Source organism: uncultured Roseobacter sp. (assembly GCF_947488185.1).
Classification (GTDB): Bacteria; Pseudomonadota; Alphaproteobacteria; order Rhodobacterales; family Rhodobacteraceae; genus Roseobacter.
In genome coordinates this window covers 258,115-284,219 of the sequence record NZ_CANKYM010000001.1, presented here as the reverse complement: position 1 = coordinate 284,219, position 26,105 = coordinate 258,115, and the positions used below count along the sequence as shown (strand labels likewise).

General features: G+C 58.3%; 29 protein-coding genes and 1 tRNA gene. 20 read left to right on the top strand and 10 right to left on the bottom strand.

Annotated features, from left to right (window positions below; genetic code table 11):
- Positions 1-39 precede the first annotated feature (39 nt).
- A complete protein-coding gene (locus tag Q1A52_RS01605; RefSeq protein ID WP_299829143.1) occupies positions 40-1,017 on the top strand; it encodes a LysR family transcriptional regulator in 978 nt (325 codons plus the stop codon).
- Positions 1,018-1,071: 54 nt separating this feature from the next.
- The gene (locus tag Q1A52_RS01600; RefSeq protein WP_299780951.1) at positions 1,072-1,803 is read left to right on the top strand and encodes a hypothetical protein; all 732 of its coding nucleotides are present in this window, start codon (positions 1,072-1,074) and stop codon (positions 1,801-1,803) included.
- 44 nt (positions 1,804-1,847) lie between these two features.
- Here the strand turns inward: Q1A52_RS01600 and Q1A52_RS01595 are convergent, their stop codons facing one another.
- Positions 1,848-3,446, bottom strand: coding sequence for a phosphoenolpyruvate carboxykinase (locus tag Q1A52_RS01595; RefSeq protein WP_300009973.1), 1,599 nt, complete (start codon positions 3,444-3,446; stop codon positions 1,848-1,850).
- A 324-nt stretch (positions 3,447-3,770) separates the two neighbouring features.
- On the opposite strand from Q1A52_RS01595, the gene Q1A52_RS01590 reads away from it, so the two are divergent.
- From Q1A52_RS01590 to Q1A52_RS01560, 7 genes are read left to right on the top strand one after another with little or no spacing between them, the layout of a single operon-like run.
- Entirely contained in the window at positions 3,771-4,472 is a 702-nt protein-coding gene (locus Q1A52_RS01590) for a response regulator transcription factor (protein WP_195819692.1), read from the top strand.
- An 8-nt stretch (positions 4,473-4,480) separates the two neighbouring features.
- A complete protein-coding gene (locus Q1A52_RS01585; RefSeq protein ID WP_300009970.1) occupies positions 4,481-6,202 on the top strand; it encodes a sensor histidine kinase in 1,722 nt (573 codons plus the stop codon).
- Between the two features lie 3 nt (positions 6,203-6,205).
- A complete protein-coding gene (locus Q1A52_RS01580; protein ID WP_300009968.1) occupies positions 6,206-6,664 on the top strand; it encodes an HPr kinase/phosphorylase in 459 nt (152 codons plus the stop codon).
- Positions 6,661-7,548 (top strand): RNase adapter RapZ, encoded by an 888-nt coding sequence (rapZ, locus tag Q1A52_RS01575; RefSeq protein WP_300009965.1) that lies wholly within the window; start codon positions 6,661-6,663, stop codon positions 7,546-7,548. Before Q1A52_RS01580 ends, rapZ begins: the two co-directional genes overlap by 4 nt.
- 4 nt (positions 7,549-7,552) lie before the next feature.
- On the top strand, positions 7,553-7,966 hold the full coding sequence (locus tag Q1A52_RS01570) for a PTS fructose transporter subunit IIA (protein WP_299780962.1): 414 nt from the start codon (positions 7,553-7,555) through the stop codon (positions 7,964-7,966).
- On the top strand, positions 7,963-8,232 hold the full coding sequence (locus Q1A52_RS01565) for an HPr family phosphocarrier protein (RefSeq protein ID WP_195819697.1): 270 nt from the start codon (positions 7,963-7,965) through the stop codon (positions 8,230-8,232). Before Q1A52_RS01570 ends, Q1A52_RS01565 begins: the two co-directional genes overlap by 4 nt.
- Before the next feature lie 42 nt (positions 8,233-8,274).
- On the top strand, positions 8,275-9,156 hold the full coding sequence (locus Q1A52_RS01560) for a lysophospholipid acyltransferase family protein (RefSeq protein WP_300009962.1): 882 nt from the start codon (positions 8,275-8,277) through the stop codon (positions 9,154-9,156).
- Positions 9,157-9,160: 4 nt separating this feature from the next.
- Here the strand turns inward: Q1A52_RS01560 and Q1A52_RS01555 are convergent, their stop codons facing one another.
- On the bottom strand, positions 9,161-10,036 hold the full coding sequence (locus tag Q1A52_RS01555) for a 3-hydroxybutyryl-CoA dehydrogenase (RefSeq protein ID WP_300009959.1): 876 nt from the start codon (positions 10,034-10,036) through the stop codon (positions 9,161-9,163).
- Between the two features lie 157 nt (positions 10,037-10,193).
- On the opposite strand from Q1A52_RS01555, the gene Q1A52_RS01550 reads away from it, so the two are divergent.
- Complete coding sequence (locus Q1A52_RS01550; RefSeq protein ID WP_300009956.1) at positions 10,194-11,030, top strand: DUF6473 family protein; 837 nt, start codon at positions 10,194-10,196, stop codon at positions 11,028-11,030.
- A 63-nt stretch (positions 11,031-11,093) separates the two neighbouring features.
- Here Q1A52_RS01550 and Q1A52_RS01545 read toward each other — a convergent pair whose 3' ends face one another.
- The 6 genes from Q1A52_RS01545 to Q1A52_RS01520 all read right to left on the bottom strand — a co-directional run bounded on the left by Q1A52_RS01545 (position 11,094) and on the right by Q1A52_RS01520 (position 15,421).
- Positions 11,094-12,020, bottom strand: coding sequence for an FAD-binding protein (locus tag Q1A52_RS01545; protein WP_300009953.1), 927 nt, complete (start codon positions 12,018-12,020; stop codon positions 11,094-11,096).
- Positions 12,020-12,778, bottom strand: coding sequence for an electron transfer flavoprotein subunit beta/FixA family protein (locus Q1A52_RS01540; RefSeq protein WP_300009950.1), 759 nt, complete (start codon positions 12,776-12,778; stop codon positions 12,020-12,022). Before Q1A52_RS01540 ends, Q1A52_RS01545 begins: the two co-directional genes overlap by 1 nt.
- Before the next feature lie 288 nt (positions 12,779-13,066).
- Positions 13,067-13,639 (bottom strand): cob(I)yrinic acid a,c-diamide adenosyltransferase, encoded by a 573-nt coding sequence (locus Q1A52_RS01535; RefSeq protein WP_300009947.1) that lies wholly within the window; start codon positions 13,637-13,639, stop codon positions 13,067-13,069.
- Between the two features lie 18 nt (positions 13,640-13,657).
- Positions 13,658-13,849, bottom strand: a complete 192-nt coding sequence (locus Q1A52_RS01530) for a twin transmembrane helix small protein (RefSeq protein WP_299780976.1) — start codon at positions 13,847-13,849, stop codon at positions 13,658-13,660.
- Between the two features lie 80 nt (positions 13,850-13,929).
- A complete protein-coding gene (locus tag Q1A52_RS01525; protein ID WP_300009944.1) occupies positions 13,930-14,760 on the bottom strand; it encodes an SDR family NAD(P)-dependent oxidoreductase in 831 nt (276 codons plus the stop codon).
- Positions 14,761-14,818: 58 nt separating this feature from the next.
- Positions 14,819-15,421 carry an SH3 domain-containing protein gene (locus tag Q1A52_RS01520; protein WP_300009941.1) on the bottom strand — a complete coding sequence of 201 codons (603 nt, stop codon included), beginning with the start codon at positions 15,419-15,421 and terminating at the stop codon, positions 14,819-14,821.
- 204 nt (positions 15,422-15,625) lie between these two features.
- Here Q1A52_RS01520 and parC point away from each other — a divergent pair, with 204 nt between their 5' ends.
- Entirely contained in the window at positions 15,626-17,929 is a 2,304-nt protein-coding gene (parC, locus tag Q1A52_RS01515; RefSeq protein ID WP_300009938.1) for a DNA topoisomerase IV subunit A, read from the top strand.
- A 96-nt stretch (positions 17,930-18,025) separates the two neighbouring features.
- On the opposite strand, the gene Q1A52_RS01510 is transcribed toward parC, so the two are convergent.
- Complete coding sequence (locus tag Q1A52_RS01510; protein ID WP_300009935.1) at positions 18,026-19,405, bottom strand: cytochrome P450; 1,380 nt, start codon at positions 19,403-19,405, stop codon at positions 18,026-18,028.
- 112 nt (positions 19,406-19,517) lie between these two features.
- On the opposite strand from Q1A52_RS01510, the gene Q1A52_RS01505 reads away from it, so the two are divergent.
- Both Q1A52_RS01505 and tuf read left to right on the top strand, forming a co-directional pair.
- Positions 19,518-20,138 (top strand): hypothetical protein, encoded by a 621-nt coding sequence (locus tag Q1A52_RS01505; RefSeq protein ID WP_300009933.1) that lies wholly within the window; start codon positions 19,518-19,520, stop codon positions 20,136-20,138.
- 109 nt (positions 20,139-20,247) lie between these two features.
- Complete coding sequence (tuf, locus tag Q1A52_RS01500) at positions 20,248-21,423, top strand: elongation factor Tu (RefSeq protein WP_300009905.1); 1,176 nt, start codon at positions 20,248-20,250, stop codon at positions 21,421-21,423.
- A 240-nt stretch (positions 21,424-21,663) separates the two neighbouring features.
- Here tuf and Q1A52_RS01495 read toward each other — a convergent pair whose 3' ends face one another.
- Positions 21,664-21,813, bottom strand: a complete 150-nt coding sequence (locus tag Q1A52_RS01495) for a hypothetical protein (protein WP_300009930.1) — start codon at positions 21,811-21,813, stop codon at positions 21,664-21,666.
- Between the two features lie 230 nt (positions 21,814-22,043).
- Here Q1A52_RS01495 and Q1A52_RS01490 point away from each other — a divergent pair, with 230 nt between their 5' ends.
- From Q1A52_RS01490 to rplA, 7 genes are all read left to right on the top strand, one after another.
- Positions 22,044-22,700 carry a CatB-related O-acetyltransferase gene (locus tag Q1A52_RS01490; RefSeq protein WP_300009927.1) on the top strand — a complete coding sequence of 219 codons (657 nt, stop codon included), beginning with the start codon at positions 22,044-22,046 and terminating at the stop codon, positions 22,698-22,700.
- An 80-nt stretch (positions 22,701-22,780) separates the two neighbouring features.
- Positions 22,781-22,856: transfer RNA gene (locus tag Q1A52_RS01485), tRNA-Trp, on the top strand.
- A gap of 101 nt (positions 22,857-22,957) precedes the next feature.
- On the top strand, positions 22,958-23,569 hold the full coding sequence (locus Q1A52_RS01480) for a hypothetical protein (RefSeq protein WP_300009925.1): 612 nt from the start codon (positions 22,958-22,960) through the stop codon (positions 23,567-23,569).
- 77 nt (positions 23,570-23,646) lie between these two features.
- Entirely contained in the window at positions 23,647-23,844 is a 198-nt protein-coding gene (gene secE, locus Q1A52_RS01475; RefSeq protein WP_195819712.1) for a preprotein translocase subunit SecE, read from the top strand.
- 209 nt (positions 23,845-24,053) lie between these two features.
- Positions 24,054-24,587, top strand: coding sequence for a transcription termination/antitermination protein NusG (nusG, locus tag Q1A52_RS01470; RefSeq protein ID WP_159978217.1), 534 nt, complete (start codon positions 24,054-24,056; stop codon positions 24,585-24,587).
- A gap of 123 nt (positions 24,588-24,710) precedes the next feature.
- Positions 24,711-25,136 (top strand): 50S ribosomal protein L11, encoded by a 426-nt coding sequence (gene rplK, locus Q1A52_RS01465; RefSeq protein WP_299780995.1) that lies wholly within the window; start codon positions 24,711-24,713, stop codon positions 25,134-25,136.
- Between the two features lies 1 nt (position 25,137).
- On the top strand, positions 25,138-25,836 hold the full coding sequence (rplA, locus tag Q1A52_RS01460) for a 50S ribosomal protein L1 (RefSeq protein ID WP_299956959.1): 699 nt from the start codon (positions 25,138-25,140) through the stop codon (positions 25,834-25,836).
- The last annotated feature ends 269 nt before the right edge of the window (positions 25,837-26,105 follow it).

The window sequence follows — 26,105 nt, the reverse complement described above, 5'->3', positions numbered from 1 at the left end:
CCTTTTTCTTTTTTTTGATTAAAAATGTTCAGGTGATGGGTGAAAAATGTTGCATTACTGGGTGATTTATTTACCATTAGATTCATGAATCGAGTCGTAGACCCGTCTGATACGTCAGAAGCGGTTAAAAAGGCCGCCGACTCTCATGGTTTGCTCCATGAGATGATCCGGTCGTTCACGACGCTCGCCAGGACATTGAACCTCAGTCACGCAGTGAAAGAATTGGGCAGTACGCGCCAGACGGTGCGTCGCCATATTGCGCAGCTCGAGGAAGCGAAGGGTGAGGCGCTGTTTAATGTGGAGGACCGGCAGTACGGCCTCACAGAGGCCGGGGAACGTGCGCTGCCGGAAGCGCTTGGTATTCTTGCCCGGGGCAATGCCTGGCTGAACAGTAACGTCAGCCATGTGCATGGGCTGCAGCTCTTCAGTTCAGTCCTGCCGGATGGCTGGTGTTTCTGGCAGCAGCAGCATTCGCTGGGGCGTGTCTGGGATTCGCCGTCCTGTCTGCAACGCGAAACACTGCGCAGCTGGGCCATGGCGGGGGGCGATATCGAATCACCCTTCATGGAACATGTGCGCCCGTACCTCATCGTCTACCGTCATACGATCGCCGGATGGATTTGTGTCGAATTCGGCGAAGAGTCTTTTTTTGTTAAATGGTTCGGTTGGGCAAAGGCCCGCAGTAGCGTTGGTCGATCGCTCGGGCGCATGCCCGGTGGCGATGACTTTGCGCGCATGCTGGATGAGCCCTTTCACGAGGTTCAAACCACGCAAAGTTTGCGTTTGGACCATGTTTACACATTGGTCCCCTCCGAAGCGGAGGGCGGCCTGAAACCCGTCAACTATCAACGTCTAATGCTGGGGGGGCGATTCCCTGACGGCAGCTTAGCGCTTTATTCCCTTGTCGAGCCTTCGTCCGATATTGAGATATCTGGGCTCGATCATGGCAAGATTGTGCGACCTTCTGCCGATATTATGGTAAATTTCGATCCTGCTGACGCAAAGTTCGAGCGTTAAGCACTTATTTAGTCTAACCTTTGCATGAGGATGCTCGTGCAAAGGAGTTTTGGCATGTCTTTTCAAAGTTTGAATGCGGGGACACAATTCGTGGCCACTAGCCGCGATATCCTGCATCAAAACCAAATTACGGTCACGATTGGGTCAAATTTCCTCAAGTATCGAGCACTTCTTAAAACGGAACGTCCGCAGCAGGTTCTGGGTGCGCCTTTTGATCCTGACGTGCACGACCTGAATGACCAGAACGCCTTTTGGTTGATTGCGCGGGACGTGGACGGGATGATGATGCATACGCAAGCCTCCCGGTTGATTGATCTGGGAGATCAGTCGCTGAGCGGCTACATGCTCAAAAGGTTCCGGGATTTCCCGCCGGCCATCCCTGATCTCGATCTTAAACGGTCGCGCTATCGTGCCAGCCCCGGTGCCAATCGGATCAAGGGGCAGGTGGTCTATCATGGCGAAGTCTGGATGGGTGATACAGGGCAGTATCGTGGCACGGGTCTCTCAACGGTGCTTGCGCGCTACGGTATTCATGAGGCGATGTGCCGATGGAACCCCGATTACATCTTCGGTTTCATGGCGCGTACGGTGGCCTTCAAGGGGTTTGCCGAGCGCATGGGCTACATGCACAACGAACCTGGCGCCTTGAGATGGTACCGCAAGGGATCAGATACGCCCTTCGAGGGGTTCGTCAGCTATCTGAGCAACGAAGATACCCGCTATCTTCTGGAAATGCCCGTCATCGATGTCGTCGATGTGCCGCAACCACAGAAGAAAGCTGCCTGACGCAACAGATATGCGTCAGACGTCATGCATATACTTGGCGGCAATCAGCTGATCGCCGCTGCTTTCACGTCATCATCGATGAACGGCAGATACTGTTCGAAGTTGTCCGAGAACATCTTGACCAGCTTTGCGGCCTGTCGGTCGTAGCTCTCCGCGTCATCCCACGTGCGACGGGGGTCGAGCAGGATGCTGGGCACGCCCTTTACATCCACCGGCACGTCAAACCCGAAATTAGGGTCCTTGCGGAAGGTTGCATCAGCCAGTGACCCATCCAGCGCCGCTGTCAGTAGGCCGCGCGTTGCCTTGATCGGCATCCGGGACCCGGTGCCATGGGCGCCGCCGGTCCAGCCCGTGTTCACCAGCCAGCATGTCGCCCCGTGGGTGGCGATCTTTTCCCGCAGTAGGTTGCCATAGACCTCCGGTCGTCGCGGCATGAAGGGCGCGCCGAAACAGGTCGAGAATGTGGGTTCGGGTTCGGTGACGCCCCGTTCTGTGCCCGCCACCTTGGAGGTGAAGCCCGACAGGAAATGGTACATTGCCTGCGCGGGCGTCAGCCGCGAGATTGGAGGCAGCACCCCAAAAGCGTCGCAGGTCAGCATGATGATGTTCTTCGGATGCCCACCGCGGGCCGAGGCAGACGCATTGGAGATGTAATGTAGCGGATAGGCGCAGCGCATATTGGCGGTCAGGCTGTCGTCTTCGAAATCCAGCTCCTTGGTCTCGTCATCATAGATCATGTTCTCGATCACGGTGCCGAATTTCTCCGTCGTGGCATAAATCTCCGGCTCGGCATCCGCGCTCAGGCTGATGGTCTTGGCGTAACAGCCTCCTTCAAAATTGAACGTGCCTGTATCGGACCACCCATGTTCGTCGTCGCCGATGAGCGTGCGGGCGGGATCCGCCGAGAGCGTGGTTTTGCCTGTGCCGGAAAGGCCGAAGAACACGGCCGTATCCACCGGATTGCCGTTGGCATGGTTGGCCGAGCAGTGCATCGGCATCACGCCTTTCTCCGGCAGCAGGTAGTTCAGCAGGGTAAAGACGGATTTCTTGTTTTCACCCGCATACTCAGTACCGCCGATCAGGATGAGCTTCTTGTCGAAGTTCATCGCGATTACTGTCTCCGAGCGGCAATTGTGCTTCTTCGGGTCAGCTTGAAAGCTGGGGCAGTTGATGACCGTGAAATCTGCAATGAAATCATCCAGGTCTTCGCGGTCCGGGCGGCGCAGCATGTGGCGGATGAAGAGCCCGTGCCAGGCCAGTTCCGTCACCATGCGGACATTGATCGCGTGTTTCGGATCGGAACCGCCGGTCAGGTCCTGGACGAAGTAGTCCTTGCCTTGCATGTGCGTAAGCATGTCGGCATGCAGCGCGTCGAACCCGTCGGGCGACATGGCCGCGTTGTTTTCCCACCAGATGGTATCGGCAACGCTGTCCGTTTTCACGACGTGCTTGTCCTTGGGGGACCGTCCAGTGAATTTCCCGGTGGTGACCAGGAAAGCGCCGCCTTTGCCCAGATTGCCTTCGCCGCGGGCCAGGGCGAGTTGAATGAGATCGGGTTCGATGAGGTTGTAATAGACGGTGCCTGCCCCTTTGATCCCTTGATCTTCGAGCGTAAAGTCCGGGTTTACCCGTCCATGTGTCATCCATCGTCTCCTAGTTGTGTGCACCTGGAAGTGGCGCCCGTGCCTCTTAACATGACGTTTTTATCGTTGAACAGGCAGCTTGCATGTCGTTAGCGCCACCATGTGCAACTTTGTTTCAGAGGGCTCATCTGATGCTTGCTTTGGCGTCGTGACCTTGTCGAAAGCAAAGCGCAAATGTGCGGCAATTTAGCCATTGGTAATCAAATTATGGCCAAAATGTGGCGGAGTGCTGTGCTGATTCGCACTTAAGGATTGATTCGGAGGGCTAAAAAGTGGTCAATAGCCCAAAAAATCTAATAAACGAGCAGTACAAGGAAACGGGTAATGTCTAAAATTGCATTGGTGGACGACGACAGGAATATCCTGACGTCAGTGTCCATGACGCTTGAAGCTGAAGGCTTTGAGGTCGAAACGTATAATGACGGGCAGGCGGCACTTGACGCGTTCAACAAGAAGCTTCCGGATATGGCCGTGCTCGACATCAAGATGCCGCGCATGGACGGGATGGATCTGCTGCAGCGTCTGCGCCAGAAAACGGCAATGCCGGTGATCTTCCTCACCTCCAAGGACGATGAGATCGATGAGGTGCTCGGCCTGCGTATGGGTGCCGATGATTATGTGAAGAAGCCTTTTTCTCAACGTCTTCTGGTAGAACGCATTCGCGCGCTCTTGCGCCGTCAGGATGCGGTTGCCGGTGATGTTGTCGCCGACAGCGAAGAAACCAAGGTAATGGAACGTGGCGATCTGCGCATGGATCCGTTGCGCCACGCAGTAAGCTGGAAGGGTAAAGACGTTTCCCTCACGGTAACCGAATTCCTGCTGCTGCAGGCTTTGGCCCAGCGTCCTGGTTTTGTGAAGTCGCGTGACCAGTTGATGGATGTCGCATATGACGACCAAGTTTACGTCGATGATCGCACCATCGACAGCCACATCAAACGTCTTCGCAAGAAGATGCGCACTGCGGATGACGAATTCTCCGCGATTGAGACCCTCTACGGTATCGGTTACAGATATAACGAGGAATAACCGAAGAGATGGCCTTGGCCGAGAGGAACTTTGTGCGCGACATGACCCCTCCTCCTTCACGGGACGGCGATGTCGTTCTGGGTGAAGACTGGGTAGCTCCTGAAAGCACTGCCGAGAACGAGATGCGCGCGAACCGCGAGCGTCGTGGCTGGCTTTCACTGCGTGGCTCACCACTCACGCGAAAGATCATCACGTTCAATCTGATCGCGATTTGTGTTTTCGTATCGGGGATTTTGTACCTCAATTCCTCTCGCGATAGCCTGGCAAAGCAGCGCGCTGCGTCGCTCTACTCGGAAGCGGAATTAATTGCCGACACACTGGAAGTGCAATTGCCCGCCGGTGCCCCGGTTAATCTCGCGACAGGTGATGGGGTCGACGTAACCGCGACACTGGACGAACTTGACCTGCGCAACGGCGTTGAGGTGTTCGTTTTCGACCAATCCCAATTGTTGGTGGCGAACATAGAAGGGCAATTGGCAACAAATCAGGCTGCAGGTGGATTCGCCGAAAAAACCTATCTGATGGATGGTCTGAGCTGGCTATGGTCGACGCTTTTTGCGCCCTTCGCTGAAACCAAAGTTACCGACCAGACAGAGCTCAGCGACAAGATCAAACCAATGATCGGCACCAGTCTGCAGGAAGGTACCCAAATCCGGTATGAACTGGATGACGAAGGGGCCACATTCCTGACCGTGGTGACGCCCATTTTGCAGAGTGGTCAGGCGATTGGGGCGGTTGCCGTGGTCACCGCAGCAGGCGAGATCGACAACCTTGTACGTGTGGAACGCGAACGCGTCTTGCAGATTTTTGTCATTGGAGCGCTGGTATCTATCGGCCTCAGCCTTGTTCTGGCTTCGACGATTGCCAACCCTTTGGCGGATTTGTCCGCCGCTGCTGAACTCGGGCGCGACAAGAATGCGCGGAAAATGAACCCTGGCCGCATCCGCATCCCGGACCTTACGGCGCGTCCGGATGAGATTGGCCGGCTGAGCGGTGCACTTCGAGGTATGATTTCGGCGCTCTACAATCGCATCGACGGCAATGAACAATTTGCCGCGGACGTCGCTCATGAAATCAAGAACCCACTGGCCTCGCTTCGGTCTGCGGTCGGGACGCTGCGCATGGTAAAACGTGATGATCAGCGCGAAAAGCTGCTCGATGTGATCGATCATGATGTGCGGCGCCTGGATCGTCTGGTCAGTGACATCTCGAATGCTTCCCGCTTGGACAGCGAACTGGTCAAGGAAGAGGAAGAGCCCTTTAACGTGCTCGCCACTCTGACCAATCTGGGCCAATATCTGGGGGAAGATGCACGATCCAGAGGGATCGATTTCATCACTGATTTACCGGATGCCCCCATTGTTGTGCATGGGTTGGAAGCGCGTTTGGCGCAAGTTTTTGTCAACCTGATTACCAATGCGATTTCTTTTTGCGAAGACGGAGACGCAATACGTATCTGGGCGCGCAAAAAAGAAAACCGGGTGCTGATCGTGGTGGAGGACACGGGCCCAGGTATTCCTGACCAGGCATTGGCCAAAATCTTCAAGCGGTTTTATTCGCAGCGCCCTGATGAGCACTTCGGCAACAACTCGGGACTTGGGTTGGCTATTTCGAAACAGATTGTGGAAGCTCATGGCGGCGTGATCTGGGCCGAAAATATTCGACCCACCGAAGCCGATATCACCTCCGATCCGTTAGGTGCGCGTTTCGTCGTTGGTCTGCCCATCTGAGCTATGGAAGGCGGGGGCACCGAGACCTCAGAAAGTCCCCGGGCGACGACGATTCATGCCAGCTGCGTTGCGCACCAAGGGCGTGGTGTTCTGATCCTCGGCGAATCCGGTCGGGGAAAGTCTGCCCTGGCACTACAGCTGATGGCGTATGGCGCTGATCTGATCGCTGACGACCGTACGGAGGTTACCTCAACAGGGGGTGTCGTGCGTGCCGCGGCACCGCGCGCGTTGGCCGGATTGATTGAGGCCCGCGGCGTGGGGCTTCTGACCGCGGAACATGCAGAATCCGCTGAGGTGGTTCTGACCGTCGATCTGGATACGCCCGAAACCGCTCGTTTGCCAGCGGTGCATACGGTACAAGTGGTCGGGGTCCCGATACCCTGCCTTCACAAAGTAGAAAGTGCCTATTTCCCGGCGGCGATTTTGCAATATCTCAAGACGGGCAGAAGAGATCCGGGATGACCGAACCAGAACCGACAGCGCGCAGGATTGTATTTGTCACCGGTCCCTCGGGGGCCGGGCGTTCGAGCGCGCTGAATGTGCTTGAAGACGCGGGCTTCGAGGCCGTGGATAACTTGCCCCTGCGCCTGCTCCCTGCTCTCCTTGAAGGTCCCGGCACAGAGCGTGCGTTGGCCTTGGGGATCGATCCCCGGAACCGGGATTTTTCCACCAACACGATCATCGACCTTCTCGGGCGCTTGACTGGCGTGCCCGGACTGGCGCCGGAACTTCTGTACCTCGATTGTAGCACCGATGTCTTGCTGCGTCGGTTTTCAGAAACCCGCCGGCGCCACCCTCTGGCGCCTGACGACCGCCCATCGGACGGCATCATGCGCGAATTGGATATGCTGGCGCCGTTGCGATCCCGTGCGGACGTCCTGATCGACACCAGTGAATTGAACGTCCACCAATTACGCGCCGACGTAGAGCATTGGTTTGCGCCGGGCGGGCACCGGCGGCTGACCGTCTCCGTTCAATCTTTTTCCTACAAGCGGGGTCTGCCGCGCAGTGTCGATATGGTGTTCGATTGCCGGTTCCTGACGAATCCCTATTGGGTGGCAGAATTGCGGGCGCTGGACGGCAGGCAGGACGCCGTCGCCGCCCATGTGACCGCTGATCCGAGCTTTGCCGAGTTCGAGAACAAAGTGCTCGATCTTACGCTTTTGTTGCTGCCCTCTTATCGCGAGGAGGGAAAATCTCACCTGTCAATCGCCTTTGGGTGTACCGGCGGCAAACATAGGTCTGTTGTGATGGCGGAAAGGCATGGTTTGCGCCTTGCGGAAGAAGGCTGGCAGGTGTCAATAAGACACCGCGAATTGGACCTGCGTAAGAAAGAAGAGGCTTGAGCCCGTGATCGGTATCGTGATTGTTGCCCATGGCGGGTTGGCCAAGGAGTATCTCGCAGCTGTTGAACATGTTGTTGGCGTTCAGCCGGGGATCAGGGCGATCTCGATCGATGCGGTGCATGACCGGGCCGCCAAGGAGCGGGAAATCTGTATAGCGGCGGATGAAGTGGACAGGGGCAGTGGCGTTGTCGTTGTTACCGATCTTTATGGCGGATCGCCGTCCAATCTGAGCCTGATGGCGTGCCGACCGGGCGACCGTCGCATCCTTTATGGCGCAAATCTGCCAATGTTGATAAAACTGGCAAAAAGCCGACAGAAGGCTGTGCCTGATGCTGTGCGTCTGGCATTGGAAGCTGGAAAAAAGTACATCGACAGCCAAAACGTGAGTCCAGAGCAGGATACCCAATCAAGACAATGACGGAATGCACGCTTAAGATTGTGAACGAGAAGGGTTTGCACGCCCGCGCCTCGGCCAAGCTGGTTGAGGTTGTGGAGGGGTTCGACGCGAGTGCCGAGGTCTCCAAAGACGGTTTGTCCGCCTCCGGAGACAGTATTATGGGACTTTTGATGTTGGCAGCGTCCAAGGGAAGCTTTATTGACATAACGACCTCCGGACCGGATGCTGATGCATTGGCCGAGGCGCTGACGACGCTTGTCTCTGACAAATTCGGCGAAGGTCAGTGAAGAAACCGGCGCTGTGACAGGCGCCAGACAGGATAGCAGGTCTTGGTAGAAAGTTCACAAGACATCAATGTGGCTGCCGGGAAGGCGGAACCGGTCAATTTCAGCAAATATGACCGCAGAAGTTTGTCCTACGCGTCAACCTTCGAAGATCCCTGGAAATCCACGATTATTCGCATCATCGAGGCGCTGACCGGCAAGCTGACCATTCTGCGCCTTGTGCGCAAGTTCGAGCAGCGTGGCGCACCGCAGGGGCAGGCGTTCTGGCGTGCGGCACTGGACGTGATGGGCATCGATCTGCTGACCCCGCAAGAGCAGTTGGACCGTATCCCCAAAACCGGGCCTGTGATCGTTGTGTCCAATCACCCGCATGGCATGGTCGACGGCATGATATTTGCCGATCTCATCGGGCGGGTGCGGCCTGATTATCGCATCCTGACCCGCTCATTACTGACCGTGATCGATGAGGTTGCGGGGTCTTACATGATCCCGGTGCCCTTCCCGCACGATCCGGACGCACAACGCAAAGGCGTTGAGATGCGCGCGAAGGCGATGCAGCATCTGAAGGACGGCGGTGTCGTCGCGCTTTTCCCGTCGGGCGGTGTCGCCGCATCGGAGACCTATTTCGGGCCGGCGATCGAGGGCGAATGGAATGTGTTTACCGCCAAGCTCATTCGCCGCTCGGGTGCAACGGTTCTGCCGATCAAGTTTCCGGGACAGAATTCCCGCGCCTACCAGATCGCCAACAAGGTATCGCCGATTTTGCGGCAGGGCCTTTTGCTTCACGAGATCGTGTATTCCCTCAACAAATCGCAGGCGCCGATTGTCGGGCACCCGATCGATCAGGACGATTTGCGCAAATGGGACGATGATCCGCGCGGGTTCATGGCCTGGCTACGTGACCACACGTTGTCGCTGAAAGACTAGTCTTCTATCGCGTCGGCACCGGTGTCTCGCCGCGATAATCGTAGAAACCACGCTGTGTTTTGCGGCCCAGCCAACCGGCTTCGACATATTTGGTCAACAACGGGCATGGGCGGTATTTTGTATCAGCCAGCCCGTCGTGCAGCACGTTCATGATCGCCAGACAGGTGTCCAGCCCGATGAAATCGGCCAGCTCCAGCGGCCCCATTGGATGGTTGGCCCCGAGCTTCATTGAGCTGTCGATGGATTCCACGCTGCCGACCCCTTCGTAAAGGGTATAGACGGCCTCGTTGATCATCGGCATCAGGATGCGGTTCACGATAAAGGCAGGAAAATCCTCGGCTGACGCCGCCGTTTTGCCCAGCCGGTCCACGACTGATTTGCAGGTCTTGAAGGTTGCCTCATCCGTCGCGATGCCTCGGATCAGCTCTACAAGTTGCATCACCGGCACCGGGTTCATGAAGTGGAAACCCATGAATTTTTCGGGTCGATCGGTCCGACTGGCCAGCCGTGTGATGGAGATGGAGGAGGTGTTCGATGTCAGGATCGTATGGGGCTGCAGATGCGGCAGCAGGTCTTCGAAAATTGCCTGCTTGACGGCTTCGCGTTCTGTTGCGGCTTCGATGATCAGGTCGGTCTGACCGAGATCGGTCAGTGTCTTTGTTGTCTTGATCCGCGCCAGTGCCGCGGCCTGGTCTTCGCCGGTAATCTTGCCGCGGCTGACCTGCCGATCCATATTTTTCGTCATCAGGCTCATTGCGGCAGTCAATGCGTCTTCGCTGACGTCGTTCAGCAGAACATCGTACCCGGCCAGCGACATCACATGCGCAATCCCGTTGCCCATCTGGCCCGCGCCCACAATCCCGATTGCCTTGATATCCATCGCCAGCCCCTTTTCGATTTGACGCACCTTAGGGTGCCAGATGCATGGGCTGCAAGGCCATCCACCTTCTAAAATACAGCTCAAAATGACCGTTTAAGAAAATCTAAGGATGCACCATGCAAAGTGATCCACGGGTGAACGAAAAAAGGTGGGTTCTATGACCTATGACGTACTGGGGGCGGGGGCTCTCGATTACATGCCGTGCAGATACGGCCAATCAAAACTGTTGTTCCGGGGGCCTGAGCGGCGCCTGGATGCGCCTTACGTTTCTTTCCTTGGCGGTACGGCGACTTATGGGAAATTCATAAAAACGCCGTTTCCGGCGCTTGTTGAAAGTGGTCTTGGGGTGAATTGTGTGAACTTTGGCGTTGCGAACGCTGGTGTTGACGTGTTGTTAAATGACAGTTTCTTGGGTGAGGCCTGTACGGGCGCGGCGGCGACAGTGGTTCAGATCGTTGGGGCGCAAAACCTGTCGAATCGCTTTTACACGGTGCATCCGCGTAGGAATGATCGTTTTGTTACTGCGTCTCCCTTGCTGACGGCGATCTTTCCGGAAGTGGATTTTGCGGAATTCCATTTCACCAAACATATGCTTAGCTCGCTCTTTAACGTCTCGAATGAGCGATTTGCTGCCGTGCGCAACGAAGTTCAGACAGCGTGGCTGGCACGTATGAAGCTGCTACTGAAACGTGCATCCGGCGAAACGGTATTGGTCTGGTTTGCTGATCACGCGCCATTGCATCAGGAACCTGCCGGGCTGGATCCTGCCAAGGCACGCTCTCCTCTATTCGTGACACGCGAGATGCTGGAGGAACTGACGCCCCATGCGTCCAGATTTGTCGAAGTCGTTGCCACCCCGGAGGCCTCTTCGGTAGGTACAGAGGGTATGGTGTTCAGTCAGCTGGAAGCGATGGCGGCGGCAGAGATGCTGGGCCCCAAAGCGCATGGTGAGCTGGCGCAGAAGCTTGGGACCGTGCTTCAGGAACTTGTCTGACAAAAGAAGCCGCGCTTAGAGCAAGCGCGGCTTTTTTGTTTTCGCGATATCGCGGTGCGTCGATTACAGCTTTTCGATCAGCTCCGGCACGGCGGTGAAAAGGTCCGCCACCAGCCCGTAGTCAGCAACCTGGAAGATCGGCGCTTCTTCGTCCTTGTTGATGGCAACGATGATCTTGCTGTCCTTCATGCCGGCGAGGTGCTGAATCGCACCGGAGATGCCAACCGCGATATAGAGATCGGGAGCCACAACCTTGCCGGTTTGACCAACTTGCCAGTCGTTCGGCGCATAGCCGGAATCGACCGCCGCGCGCGAGGCACCAACCGCTGCCCCGAGTTTGTCAGCAAGCTTTTCGATCAGCGCGAAATCGTCTTCGGACCCGACGCCGCGACCCCCGGAGACGACTACACCTGCGGAGGTGAGTTCTGGACGGTCGCTTGCGGCTACCTTGTCTTCGACCCATTCGCTGAGGCCCGGATTGTCGGCAGCCGAGATGGTTTCGACCGATGCCGATCCGCCTTCGCCCGCGGCGTCAAAGGTCGATGTCCGGAAGGTCACAACCTTCTTGGCGTCTGCGGATTTCACGGTCTGAACCGCGTTGCCTGCGTAGATCGGGCGTTCGAAGGTGTTGCCATCGACCACGCCGGAGGCATCGGAAATCACCATGACGTCGAGCAGGGCTGCAACGCGTGGCATCACGTTCTTGGCGTCGGTTGTCGCAGGTGCCACGATATGCTCGTAGTCGCCTGACAGTGACACGATGAGCGCGGCTGTCGATTCCGCAAGGCGGTGGCCCAGCGTTGCGTCTTCGGCGACCAGCACTTTGCTGACACCATCGATTTTCGCTGCTGCTTCGCCCGCTGCGGCGGCAGACCCGCCTGCGGCCAGAACGGTCACATCGCCCAGCATCTTGGCAGCGGTCACCGCTTTGGAGGTCGCGTCCATCGCCAGTTCGCCATCGGTTACTTCTGCAAGGAGTAGAACAGCCATTACACAGCCCCCGCTTCTTTGAGTTTCGATACCAGCTCTTCGACCGACCCAACCTTGATCCCTGCCGCGCGGGCTTCGGGCTCAACGGTTTTCACGATCTCAAGCCGTGGGCTCACATCGACGCCGTAGTCGGCAGCTGTCTTTTCATCCAGCGGCTTTTTCTTGGCTTTCATGATGTTGGGCAGCGAGGCATAGCGCGGCTCGTTCAGGCGCAGGTCCACGGTGATGACGGTCGGCATTGTTACCTTGATGGTCTGCATCCCGCCGTCCACTTCGCGGCTGACGACGGCATGATCGCCTTCGATGGACACTTCGGAGGCAAATGTCGCCTGCGACCAGCCCATCAGCGCAGACAGCATCTGGCCGGTGGCGTTCATATCATTGTCGATGGCCTGCTTGCCGCAGAACACCAGACCTGGCTGTTCCTCATCAACGATGGCCTTGAGGATTTTCGCGACGGCCAGTGGTTCGATATCCTGATGCACGTCATCTGCAGCGATCACCAGAATGGCGCGGTCTGCGCCCATCGCCAAAGCGGTGCGCAGGGTTTCCTGGCTTTGCTTGACACCGATGGAAACGACGACGACCTCATCGGCCTGACCCGCTTCCTTGAGGCGGATCGCCTGTTCGACGGAAATCTCGTCAAACGGGTTCATCGACATTTTCACATTGGCAAGATCAACACCCGATCCGTCCGCTTTCACGCGCACCTTCACGTTGTAGTCGATCACGCGTTTGACAGGTACCAGAACCTTCATTGGCGTCTCTCTCCTTGGATTAGCGACTCACACTCCCCGTGAGCCTTTCGTTGTCTGAGGGGTGGTTTACCCAAGCTTCGGCACATGAAACAGTGTAAAATCGTCACGCCTGGGCGCAGGAACGCCGCGTTTCCACCGATTTCCACCCTTCAGCGCAAAAATTTCCGATAGGCCGCATCTCAAGCTGGCCGGGATATGCCCGATCTGATCAGCGGTTTGCGCCCGCCCTTTCGGGCTTGGATTCCGCCCTTCCGGTCGCCGATGCATCCGCTGGATGTGTCGCCGCTTTCAGCGGTTCGCGCCCGGAACCCACAAGACGTCGTCCTTACCGTCGTTGTTGGCCATGCGAGCCGCGACAAAAAACCAATCGCTCAACCGATTGAGATATTTCACGGCCGCCGGATTGATGGACTCCATCGTTGCCAGTTCGACGCTCAGGCGCTCGGCACGCCGGGCAACGGTCCGGCACACATGCAGGTGCGCGGCAAGTTTCGCACCACCGGGCAGAATAAAACTGCGCAGGGGATCCAGTTTCGTGTTCATCGCGTCGATTTCGGATTCCAGCCGCGCCACCTGTGCGTCGACCATGCGCAGCGGAGGATACTCCGCCTCTGCATCCTGTTCCATATCCGGGCGACAGAGATCGGCGCCAAGGTCGAAAAGGTCGTTCTGAATGCGGCTCAGCGCGTCATCGACATCACCGGTGGCTTCAAGCCGCGCCACGCCGACAAAGGAGTTCAATTCATCAGCGGTGCCATAGGCCGTCACGCGGGATGCGTGTTTGGCGACACGTGCGCCATTGCCTAGCGCGGTCTCGCCCGCATCGCCGGTTTTGGTGTAAATCTTGTTAAGAACGACCATATGACGTCAGCCTCCCTTTCAGCGCAGATAGACATAGATCACGATGAGGATCACCGCGACAAATTGCGCGCCAATCCGGTAGCGCATCAGCTTATTGGCGTTCTTCTTGTTGAAGGCGCCACCACCCGCGAAGCCGCCAAGCCCGAGCATTAAGACGACGACGACTGCGAGGCAGGCGAGTATGATCAGCACGAATAATGGGTCACCCACGGCATTTTCCTTTTCTGTCCCAGCAGCACATGTAGGGGGGTGTGCGGGAAAAGCGAACCGGTTTTGCGCGAAGTGCTGCGTCAGCCTTTCGACAGTACCCAGTCGAGCGCCCGTGTCGGTAGCACGCGGCGCAACAGCCCCATAGCATACGTTGGCGCTGTTACGTAGTATCGTGCCTGTGGCCGGGAAGCTTCGCAGGCGTGAATGAGTTTTTCGAGAACAGCCGCCGGGGGCAGTTCAAAGGGGTCCGGCCCTCGGCTCTCGTAGAGGCGTTTGTTTAACCCGTTTTCGTATTGTGTCCGGCGGGCGGAGCCGCGCCAGTCGATCCATTTTTCATAGTGGATCACCGCATTCTCGCGAATTTTGGACGTTACGGGACCCGGCTCGATCAGAATGACATCGACCGGCGTGTCGCGCATTTCGATCCGGAGCGTGTCCGTCAGCCCTTCGAGCGCAAATTTCGTCGCGTTGTAGGCCCCTCGCCAGGGCATCGTCACAAAGCCAAGTACGGAGGAGCACTGTACGATGCGGCCATGGCCTTGTTGGCGCATGACGGGGATCACAGCGCGGGTCAGGTGGTGCCAGCCGAAAAAATTGGCCTCAAAGATTGCGCGCAGCGCGTCCGTGGGCAGGTCTTCCACAGCGCCAGGTGTTCCATGCGCGCCGTTGTTGAAGAGAACATCGAGCGTACCGCCTGTTGCGGAGAGTACCTCCGCAAGGGCGGCGTCAATCGTGGTGCTGTCGGTGTAGTCCAGAAGAGGGCTTTCAAACCCCTCTGCCTGAAGGCGGTCGCAGTCTTCGGGTTGGCGGCAGGCCGCAAAGACGCGCCACCCCTGGGCACGCATGCCCACGGCCGCACAATATCCTATGCCCGATGAACAGCCGGTGATGAGTATGGATTTCTGCGCCATGTGCCCCCTCTGCGATTTCCGGGTTCAGCAATCGCAACTTGGGGCGGGGGGTGCAACCCTATCCGCTTGTCAAGAGGAACTCTGCAATCCAGCCGTCCGGACCACCCGCGACAGGGCGCAGTTTTACCCAGCCGGTGCCGTCATCCTGCAGCACTTCTACTTCGGTATCCTGGTCCAGCTGTGCCACGACATCGAAACCCGTGCCTGGTCCGCCGCGCAGATTCACAAGCGTACCGGAGACGTAGCGTACATCCCGCGTCTGCGTGACAGCGGCGGAGGAGGCCTGCGCAGTATTGCCCGGGAAAATGATACTTGGCAGCACAACGCCGCTGTCGGATGGGTTTCTGAAGGTCACATTGGTCACCGAAGCGGGTGCCGTCGGTGAAGTAACATGGCGAGATGATGTGCGCGGTTCGGGTTCTTCTTCTTCGAGCACCGTGCTGAGCGATGTCAGGTTCAGCGACATACGGGTCACTTCCTCTTCGCGCTGCACTGCAGGCTCGGCTTGTGCGGTCTGAATATCCTGTGCGGAAATGTCGGCGCCACTTCTTGCGAGAACTGCTGCATTTCTGGAAGCGATCGGATCAAATTCCGCCCCCCCGCTCATTTCATAGAAGGCGAACCCCAAAAATCCGAAACTCAAGAAAATGAATCGCTTCATAGAAAAAACCCTCGTTACAACTTCTGTCAGTCTAACACATTTCGACACTGTTTGGGTCCATAACAATCGAATTTGATTTCGGGGAGTGGGAAATGGCGATGCAAAACCTCACTTTCAGACTGTTGCGCTGTCGTCACATCGGGGCCGCGCCTTTTCTGCCACAACGCGCTTGTTCGGGCGCAGACGGGGCGCTACACACCCTCAATGGCCGACGATCTCGATACCCCCGACATGCCGCCCGCTGATGTGTCCGAACCCCTGCGTCGGGCGCTGGGCGAGCGGTATCTGACCTATGCGCTCAGCACGATCATGCACCGGGCCTTGCCGGACGCGCGGGATGGATTGAAGCCTGTGCATCGCCGTATTCTCTATGCGATGCGGGAATTGCGGCTGACGTCATCGGGGGGCTTTCGCAAGTCTGCCAAGATTTCCGGCGATGTGATGGGCAATTATCACCCGCATGGCGATGCCGCGATCTATGACGCGATGGCGCGGCTCGCGCAGGATTTCAACGTGCGTTATCCGCTGGTCGATGGGCAGGGGAATTTCGGTAACATCGATGGCGACAACCCTGCGGCCAGTCGGTACACTGAAGCGCGCATGACCGCCGTGGCCGAGGCCATGCTCGAAGGTCTGAACGAGAATGCCGTCGATTTCCGCGAGAATTACGATGGCACCCTCACCGAACCGGTGGTGTTGCCTGCGCAGTTTCCCAACCTGCTGGCCAACGGGTCGTCCGGGATTGCGGTGGGGATGGCGACGAACATCCCGCCGCACAACATCGCAGAGCTTTGTGATGCCTGCATCCATCTGATCAAGACGCCTGATGCGCGGGATGACACGCTGCTGAACTACGTGCCGGGTCCGGATTTCCCGACCGGTGGCGTGATCGTCGAGCCGCCTGAAAACATCGCTACGGCGTATCGTACCGGGCGGGGCTCGTTCCGGTTGCGCTGCCGCTGGGAGGTTGAGGATCTGGGCCGCGGTCAATGGCAGATCGTGGTCACAGAGATCCCCTATCAGGTCCAGAAGTCAAAGCTGATCGAAAAGATCGCGGAGATCATCCAGACCAAGAAAATCCCGATCCTCGCCGATGTACGCGACGAATCCGCTGATGATGTGCGCATGATCATCGAGCCCCGGTCGCGGTCCGTCGATCCCGAGGTGCTGATGGGGATGTTGTTCCGGAACTGCGATCTCGAGGTGCGGTTTTCGCTCAACATGAACGTGCTGATTGACGGGCTGACGCCCAAAGTCTGCTCGATGAAAGAAGTGCTGCGCGCCTTCCTCGATCACCGGCAGGACGTCCTGATCCGGCGGTCCACCCACCGGATGGAAAAGATCGATCACCGTCTTGAGGTGCTCGAAGGTTTCATCATCGCCTTCCTCAATCTCGACCGGGTCATCGACATCATTCGATATGATGACGATCCCAAGGCCGCCCTCATGCGTGAGGATTGGGGCAAGACCCACACGCGTGTCACCGATGAGAACGACTATGTGACCCCGGCACCGGGGGAGGGCGAGTTGAGCGAGGTGCAGGCCGAGGCGATCCTCAACATGCGCCTGCGGTCCCTGCGGCGTCTGGAGGAGATGGAGTTGCTGCGCGAGCAATCCGCGTTGATGGAGGAGCGGGCAGGTCTTGAGGATTTGCTGGATAACCCCGGCCTGCAATGGGACAGCATCACGGCGCAACTGCGTGAGACCAAGAAACAGTTCGGCAAGGACTACGAAGGCGGTGCGCGGCGCACGACCTTTGCCGAAGGGGCGGTGATCGAAGATGTCCCCATCGAGGCGATGATCGACCGCGAACCCATCACTGTGGTCTGTTCGCAAATGGGGTGGGTGCGTGCGATGACCGGACACATCGACCTGAATCGCGAGTTGAAGTTCAAGGATGGCGACGGTCCCCGCTTCATTTTCCACGCGGAGACGACGGACCGATTGCTGGTCTTTGGCTCTAACGGTCGGTTCTACACGGTGTCCGCCGCCAATCTGCCCGGTGGTCGCGGCATGGGTGAGCCTCTGCGTCTGATGGTCGATCTGCCGAACGAGGCGGAGATCGTGACCATTCTGACCCATCAATCGGGTCGCAGATTGCTTGTTGCGTCGAGTACCGGGGACGGGTTCGTGGTGCCAGAAGATGATGTGGTCGCACAGACACGCAGTGGCAAACAAGTACTCAACGTCCGCGGTGATACCCGTGCGCTGGTGTGTAAGCCCGTGACGGGCGACAGCGTGGCGGTTGTGGGCGAAAACCGCAAGGTGTTGGTTTTTGGATTGGATGAACTGCCCGAGATGGGACGCGGCAAAGGTGTTCGGTTGCAAAAGTACAAGGACGGCGGTCTGTCCGATGCGGCTACGTTCGAGCGTGCAGAAGGCCTGAGTTGGCAGGATCCGGCAGGGCGGACAAGAACGGAGGCAGCGTTAGACGAGTGGACCGGCAAACGTGCCAGCGCCGGTCGCATGGCGCCCCGTGGCTTCCCGCGCGACAACAAGTTCACCTGAAACGCTTACCTGACGGCGGGGCTTTGACGCATCGGTTTTGCGTTTGAGCCACGGGCAACAGGCAGCGAAAGCCTCTCAGACAGCAGGTGACGTAATCTAGACTGGGTCTGCCATGAGCCAGACGCCGCCTTCGGGCCGCAGGGTCAGGATCATGACCGGCTTCGGGTCCCGACCGGGCACGGGTCGGAAGCGAAACCGCGACAGCAAGGTGGCGAGGATGATTACCGCCTCTTGCACCGCAAAAGACGCGCCGATGCAGATGCGCGGGCCGTCCCCAAACGGCAGATAGGCGTATCGGTCGATGGCCTTTCGATCTGCGAACCTGTCGGGATTGAACTGATCCGGTGCGTCCCAAAGCAGCTTATGTCGCCCCAATGCGTAGATCGGGATCATCACTGTGTCACCGGGACGGATGTCAGCACCGCTCAGATCATCCGCCTTTTGCGCTGTGCGTGAAATGACCCCGGCGGGCGGATAAAGCCGCAAAGCTTCCTCCACGATCTGCCGGATATAGGGAAGATTATCCAGATCGTCGCCTGTTGCGGCGCGTCCCTGCAGCACGTTTCTGGCTTCTTCCCGGGCCTGCTCCTGGACCGCCGGGTCGAAAGCACAGAGGTAGAGTGACCACGCCAGCGTCAACGCGGTGGTCTCATGCCCTGCAACGATAAAGGTCAGCAGATTGTCCCGCAACTCCGCCACATTCATGCGGCGTTTGGTTTTCGGGTCTTCTCCGGCGAGGAGTAGATCCAGCAGGTCCGGTACGGGGCCCGGCCCGCGCGCCGCCCTGGCGTCGATGGCATCATCCGCATCGCGGCGCATCTGCTCCATTGACTGGGTGGAAAGAACCCGTGCCGGGCGCGGCATCCAATCCGGTGCGCCCAGAACATCGAGGAGCGAGACGCGTCCGGCATCCGCGATATAGGCATCGATTGCGCGGTGAATGGAGGTGCGGTCAAAACTGCCATCCCCGCTGAAGGTCACCTCTGAAATGACGTCGAAGGTGGCCTTGACCATCTCATCCAGGAGGTTGACCGCGCGCGGGCCTGCTTGCCCGATGCGCTCCGCACTGCGCTCGGCTGCGGCTGTCATCACACCTGAGAGGTTCCGGACATTGCGATGGGAGAAAACCGGTGCCGCAAGGCGTCGTTGCCAGCGCCAGTGCGCGCCTTCCGCGATGAACAGCGACTCGCCTACTGCAGGGCGCAACAGGTTTTTGGTGACGACCGACTTCGGGTAATCTTCGACCCGATCCAGAAGAATCCGTCGAATGGCAGGCGGGTCCATGATCATATGCCAGCGTTTGGCGGTGCGGCCTGACACAACAGGCTCTTGCGTGGCAATCTCGGGAATGATGTTCAGGATATTCTCGCGCATGCGTGCAAAGCTGCGCAAGACGCCCAACTCTTCACGCACCAGCGCGACCCTTACGGGCAGGCGGACATGTTCATGGTGCCGGATATCTTTTGGGGGGTGCATGGGGCTGAGATAGTGCCGGGCGCGTGGTGGTCCACCGAATGGCTCGGATGGATTGCGCGTTGGGAAGGCTTGGGCTAGGCAGGGTGCCAACAAAAAGGCATCGGGGTGCACTATGATCAGGCGTATCGGACTACTCATGGCAGGTTTGGCGCTGGCCGCCTGCACAGGGGCCAAGGACCTTGACGCGCCGCTTGTCCCACTTGGCAATTTCAGCCTTGGGCACAACGTGGTCGTCGCGCCCAAGGTTCAGACCACCGCCACGGTGAGCCGCGAGGTGCCGAAGGAAGGGTTAATCGCCTCATTGCAGTCCGCCATTGCCGAGCGGTTTGATCGATACGAGGGTACCAAGGATTATCATTTCGGCGTGAGCATCGAAGGGTACGTGCTGGCCAAGCGGGGTGTTCCCGTGGTGGCCGCGCCCAAGTCGGCGATGATCATCCGTCTGACGGTCTGGGACGATGCGCGGGGCGTGAAGCTCAATGAAGAGCCGGAGCAATTGACCGTGCTGGAAACCCTGGACGGGGAAAGCATCGTCGGAACGGGCTGGAGCCAGTCCGCCGAGACGCAGCTTTTGAACCTGTCGCGGAATACGGCACAGGCCATTGAAAACTACCTGGTCAAGATGAAAGCTGAAGAGGGCTGGTTCGAAGATGTGCCCGGCACGGTGTCGCTCGAAAACGGCGAAGCCTCGCCGAGTGTGATCGAAGAGAAACTGGTCACAGCGGCCGAATAGCACCGCGTCAACGTCGTGCTTGATTTTCCTGTCGCTTCGCAATACATCGCGCGCCATATGAAGAATGGGTCTGCGACGACCCCCTGCAAGCAAAAGGGCGCCTCTCACCATGGCAAAGGCAAAGTTTGAACGGAATAAACCGCACGTCAACATTGGCACGATTGGTCACGTTGACCACGGCAAGACGACGCTGACGGCTGCGATCACGAAGTATTTTGGCGATTTCCAGGCCTATGACCAGATCGACGGCGCGCCCGAAGAGAAAGCCCGCGGGATCACCATCTCGACCGCACACGTGGAATACGAGACCGACGCGCGCCATTACGCGCACGTCGACTGCCCCGGCCACGCGGACTATGTGAAAAACATGATCACCGGTGCGGCGCAGATGGACGGCGCGATCCTGGTGGTGAACGCCGCTGACGGCCCGATGCCGCAGACGCGCGAGCACATCCTGCTGGGCCGCCAGGTGGGTATTCCCACCATGGTTGTCTACATGAACAAGGTCGATCAGGTGGATGACGACGAGCTGCTGGAGCTGGTCGAGATGGAAATCCGCGAGCTGCTGTCCTCCTACGAGTACCCCGGCGACGACATCCCCGTCATCCCCGGCTCGGCGCTGGCGGCGATGGAAGGCAACAACCCCGAGATCGGTGAGGAATCCATCAAGAAGCTGATGGCCGCCGTCGACGAGTGGATCCCGACGCCTGAGCGTGCGATCGACCAGCCGTTCCTGATGCCCGTGGAAGACGTGTTCTCGATCTCCGGTCGCGGCACCGTTGTGACCGGCCGTGTCGAGCGTGGCGTGATCAACGTGGGCGACGAGATCGAAATCGTCGGCATCAAAGACACGCAGAAAACCACCTGCACAGGTGTTGAAATGTTCCGCAAGCTGCTGGACCGCGGTGAAGCGGGCGACAACATCGGCGCGCTGCTGCGCGGCATAGACCGGGAAGCGGTTGAGCGTGGCCAGGTGCTCTGCAAGCCGGGTTCCGTGACCCCGCACACCAAGTTCGAGGCGGAAGCCTACATCCTGACCAAAGAAGAGGGTGGCCGTCACACGCCGTTCTTCGCGAACTACCGTCCGCAGTTTTACTTCCGTACGACGGATGTGACCGGCACGGTTCAGCTGAACGAAGGCACCGAGATGGTGATGCCGGGCGACAACGTGAGCTTTGGCGTCGAGCTGATCGCGCCGATCGCGATGGAAAATGGTCTGCGGTTTGCGATCCGCGAAGGCGGCCGCACCGTCGGCGCAGGCGTGGTGTCCAAGATCACCGAGTAAAACGGGGTGCGGAGTGAAAGCTCCGCGCGCCGTGTGGGCGTCACCTGTGGCAGATGGTCCACAGGATCAACGGGAGCAGAGACGCGGCACCCGGTCGCTCTCCAAGAAAACGGGCCCAGCCCTTCCTGAGAAACAGAAAAGAGCCACCGGCAAAACGGTGGCTCTTTTTTTGTGCTGCAACCTCCGAGGTCAGGCGCAACACCAGGTTCCGATTATGTCCGGTATCGGAAGCCTGCTAGGTCAGTACCGCGCTACGTCGGGCGCGGCCATGAACTGGACGGAGTCCCCCGCGCCGATGGCAGCGCCGGTGAGAGGGTATTGGCTCTGGTTCGCGCAGCCAGCCAGGATAATTCCGGCACCGGCGATGAATGAGATGAATTTCATATGCATAATGATCGTCCTTAAAAATACCGGAACACCAATTCCGGCGGGTCGTTGAATGCGCGGTAGAAACGCTTGGGCAGTACCGTTTCAGCCGCTGCCTGTACCCACTTTTGCAGTTGGGTGCCGTCGCGTCAGTGAAGCGGATCACACTGATTAAGGTTTTTTAAGATTTGTTGATTTTCTTGCCTGTGCAATTCGCTACAAGGCTCTCAACGCACCTTTTTCAGAGTGAGTTCATGAGTTTTCCATCGCCAGACACAATCCACCCCGTCACGCTGCCGGATGGCGGCAAGCTTCCCAACAATGTCTTTCTCAAGGCGGTCATTGATCACCCGCGCATCGAGGTCGGGGACTATACCTACGCCAACGATTTTAACCCGCCTGCAGAGCTGTCTGGCTGGGCAGGTCGGATCGCGCCGTATCTTTTCCCGATGTCCAGCGACAGGCTGATTATTGGCAAGTTCGGGCAGTTTGCCCACGGCGTTCGGTTCATCACCCATGGGGCCAATCATGACATGCGGGGGGTTTCGACTTTCCCCTTTGCCATTCACGATCCCGAGCGTTTCGGTGCTTATGCAAATGCGTTGCCGGAGGGGCGGGACACGGTTGTCGGCCATGATGTCTGGATCGGAGCCGATGCGCGGATTCTGCCCGGCGCACAGATCGGGTCTGGTGTCATTATCGGCACGGGGGCTGTCGTCGGCGGCACAGTCCCGGACTACAGCGTGGTCGTGGGCAATCCAGGCAAGGTAATCCGCCGGCGTTTCGACCCTGGCGTGATTGCCAGGTTGCTGGATCTCGCATGGTGGGATTGGCCCATCGAAAAGATCATGCTCCATGAGACGCTGATTACGGGCGCGGATATCGACGCGCTGGAAGCCGTGGCAGGATAATCGCACGCCTCTTTTTCAGGTTTGACCTTGCGATCCCTCTTGAACCCGACCGCTTTTCCGACTACGCCATCCCCCGGCATAGGGGTTTAGCTCAGTTGGTAGAGCATCGGTCTCCAAAACCGAGGGTCGTGGGTTCGAGTCCCTCAGCCCCTGCCAGCCCTACCGTCACATCCGCGCCATTTTTACGCCACCGAATGGTCAGAATCCTCCCTCACAAATGCCGCGTTGGGGATGAGATGAAACAGGTGGACTGACATATGGCTCAGACTATGGACCGGGATATTGCTGCCATCCGGGCTATGATCGCCGAAGAAAGCACGGCGCCCGATGTACCAGCGGCCAAACCCACCTCGCCGCACCGCATGGCGCAAGGCAAACGCCCAGCACAACGACAATTTGAAAAACCGGCTGCACCTGCACCTGCGCCAGCGCGAAAACCGTTGCTCAGGCCGGTTCTGCAATCCGCAAGACGGCGCGTTCTGAGCTATCGACCGAATGCCAAAACAGTTCTCGCTACGAGCCTGGTCTTACTGCTGTTGTTACAGCCTGTGTTGGTTCTCGGCACGATACTCATCGCGGCCATCGGCCTGATGATAACATTCCTGATCCTCGGGGCGGAGACATTCTGGCGGCGCTTTCTTTCAGTATTCAACATTTACGCACGCTGGTTCCCGGCGTCAGCACGTAGTCTGCGCATTCGCAGCGAGCTTGCCGCACGGAAATGGGACAGACTGCTTGAACGTCTGCCGGGCCGACTGGAAGACTGCCTGCGTGCGCCCGATCTGCGGGCAATGGCCCGGGCAGACAAGCGTCACGCAGAGGCGGTGGCGGATCGGTTGAGCCGTTTGCACGATGAAGGTGCCGTCTAGGGACGGGTCGCTGCGCTCTTGAAATCCTCGGCTGGCCTCGCTATGTCGCTTTCATCTCAAGTTCAGAAAGATGCTCCATGGCCACCACCAATCCGCTCCAGTTCATTCAGCAGGTTCGCGCAGAAGTCGCGAAAGTGGTCTGGCCGACCCGGCGCGAGGTGATGCTGACCACGGTGATGGTCTTTATCCTGGCAGCACTTACGGCGATCTTCTTTGCGACAGTGGATATCATTATCCGTGGTGGGCTGCAGGCTGTCCTGAATATGTTCGGCTAAAGCTGAACGAGATCGTTCAAAAAACCCAGCCGCCCCCCTTGAAACATTCGGCCGTGCGGAGTATGCCGCACACCTGACCTGAACGGGGGCGTGCGGCGATTCGAGTTGCGCGCCGATTTTTTGTTTAAAGTCAGCGGGCTAAGTGTCTGAAAGACAGTGGAATTTTCGCGCTGAACGCAGCGCACGGCAAGACAGGGACCAGGGATCAAATGGCAAAACGGTGGTATTCGGTCAGTGTCCTGTCGAACTTCGAGAAGAAGATCGCGGAACAAATCCGTACATCCGTGACCGAACAGGGCCTGGAAGAGCAGATTGATGAGGTGCTGGTCCCGACCGAAGAGGTGATCGAGGTGCGCCGCGGCAAGAAGGTGACGACCGAGCGCCGCTTCATGCCGGGGTATGTGCTGGTGCACATGGAAATGTCGGATCAGGGCTATCACCTGATCAATTCGATCAACCGCGTCACCGGGTTCCTGGGTCCTCAGGGCCGCCCGATGCCGATGCGGGATGCGGAGGTGAACGCGATCCTGAACCGTGTTCAGGAAGGCGAAGATGCGCCGCGCACGCTCATTCACTTTGAAGTGGGTGAGAAGGTTAAAGTGGCTGACGGTCCGTTCGAGGACTTCGACGGCATGATCGAAGAGGTCGATGATGAAAACCAGCGCCTGAAGGTGTCGGTGTCGATCTTTGGCCGGGAAACCCCGGTCGAGCTGGAATTCACACAGGTCAACAAACAGACCTGAGTGCGCAAAGCGTGGGAGGCGAGGGTGCCGCGGCATCCGGACCGAACCACGACAACAACGGCGGGTCCCCCGCCAAAGACCTGATCCGGCGCGCCGGAGAGGGGTTGGAAAAGGAGAAGGCCAATGGCCAAGAAACTCGTAGGCAGCATGAAGCTGCAGGTGCCTGCCGGGCAGGCAAACCCGTCGCCACCTGTGGGTCCGGCGCTGGGTCAGCGCGGCATCAACATCATGGAGTTCTGCAAGGCGTTCAACGCCAAGACGGCAGATATGGAGCAGGGCGCGCCATGCCCGACCGTGATCACCTATTATCAGGACAAGTCCTTCACCATGGACATCAAGACGCCGCCCGCGTCTTACTACCTGAAAAAGGCTGCCAAGCTGAAGTCCGGCGCCAAGACGCCGTCGCGCGAAGTGGTGGGTCACGTGACCTCCAAGCAGGTGCGTGAGATCGCCGAAGCGAAGATGAAAGATCTCAACGCCAATTCCATTGAGGCGGCGATGCAGATCATCCTGGGTTCTGCCCGCTCCATGGGCATCGAGGTGAAGTAAGATGGCAAAGCTTGGAAAAAGAACCCGCGCCGCGCGTGAAGCTTTCGCTGGCAAAGAGAACGTGACCGTTGAAGAGGCGGTTGCGCTGATCAAGGGCAACTCGGGTGTGAAGTTCGACGAGACCGTCGAGATCGCGATGAACCTTGGTGTTGACCCGCGCCACGCCGACCAGATGGTCCGCGGTGTGGTCGGCCTGCCGAACGGTACCGGTAAAACCGTTCGCGTGGCTGTGTTTGCCCGCGGTCCCAAGGCAGAAGAAGCCGAGAAGGCCGGAGCGGACATCGTTGGCGCCGAGGACCTGATGGAAACCGTGCAGAGCGGCAAGATCGAGTTCGATCGCTGCATCGCCACGCCCGATATGATGCCCATCGTGGGTCGTCTGGGTAAGGTGCTCGGCCCGCGCAACCTGATGCCGAACCCCAAGGTCGGCACGGTGACCATGGACGTCGAAGCCGCTGTGAAAGCCGCTAAGGGCGGTGAAGTGCAGTTCAAGGCGGAAAAAGGCGGTGTTGTGCACGCCGGCGTTGGCAAACTGTCGTTTGACGAAGCCAAGCTGGTGGAAAACATTCGCGCTTTCGTTGGTGCTGTGTCCAAAGCGAAGCCCACAGGCTCCAAAGGGACATACATGAAGAAAATCGCGCTGAGCTCGACCATGGGCCCTGGCGTTTCCGTGTCGGTCGATAACGCCGTCACCGAGTAAGCAGGTAGGGTGGGCTTCAGCCCACCGTGCCATCAGAATTTGGCGGGGCAACCCGCCAGATAGGCAGGGCCAGACGATCGGCCTTGCTTCTGTCCGAGACGGAGGGTGTGGGGTACCTCACATAATTCCTTCCTGAGATGGGAAACGAGAGAATTCAGCCTTCGGGCGGTTTTGGTCTCGGGACCCTGAATTGGACCCGAAACGAGGGGCAGACCATCGCCCTTCTAAACTGAGCCGGGAGGCGCAAGCTTCCCAATTTTGGAGTGAAA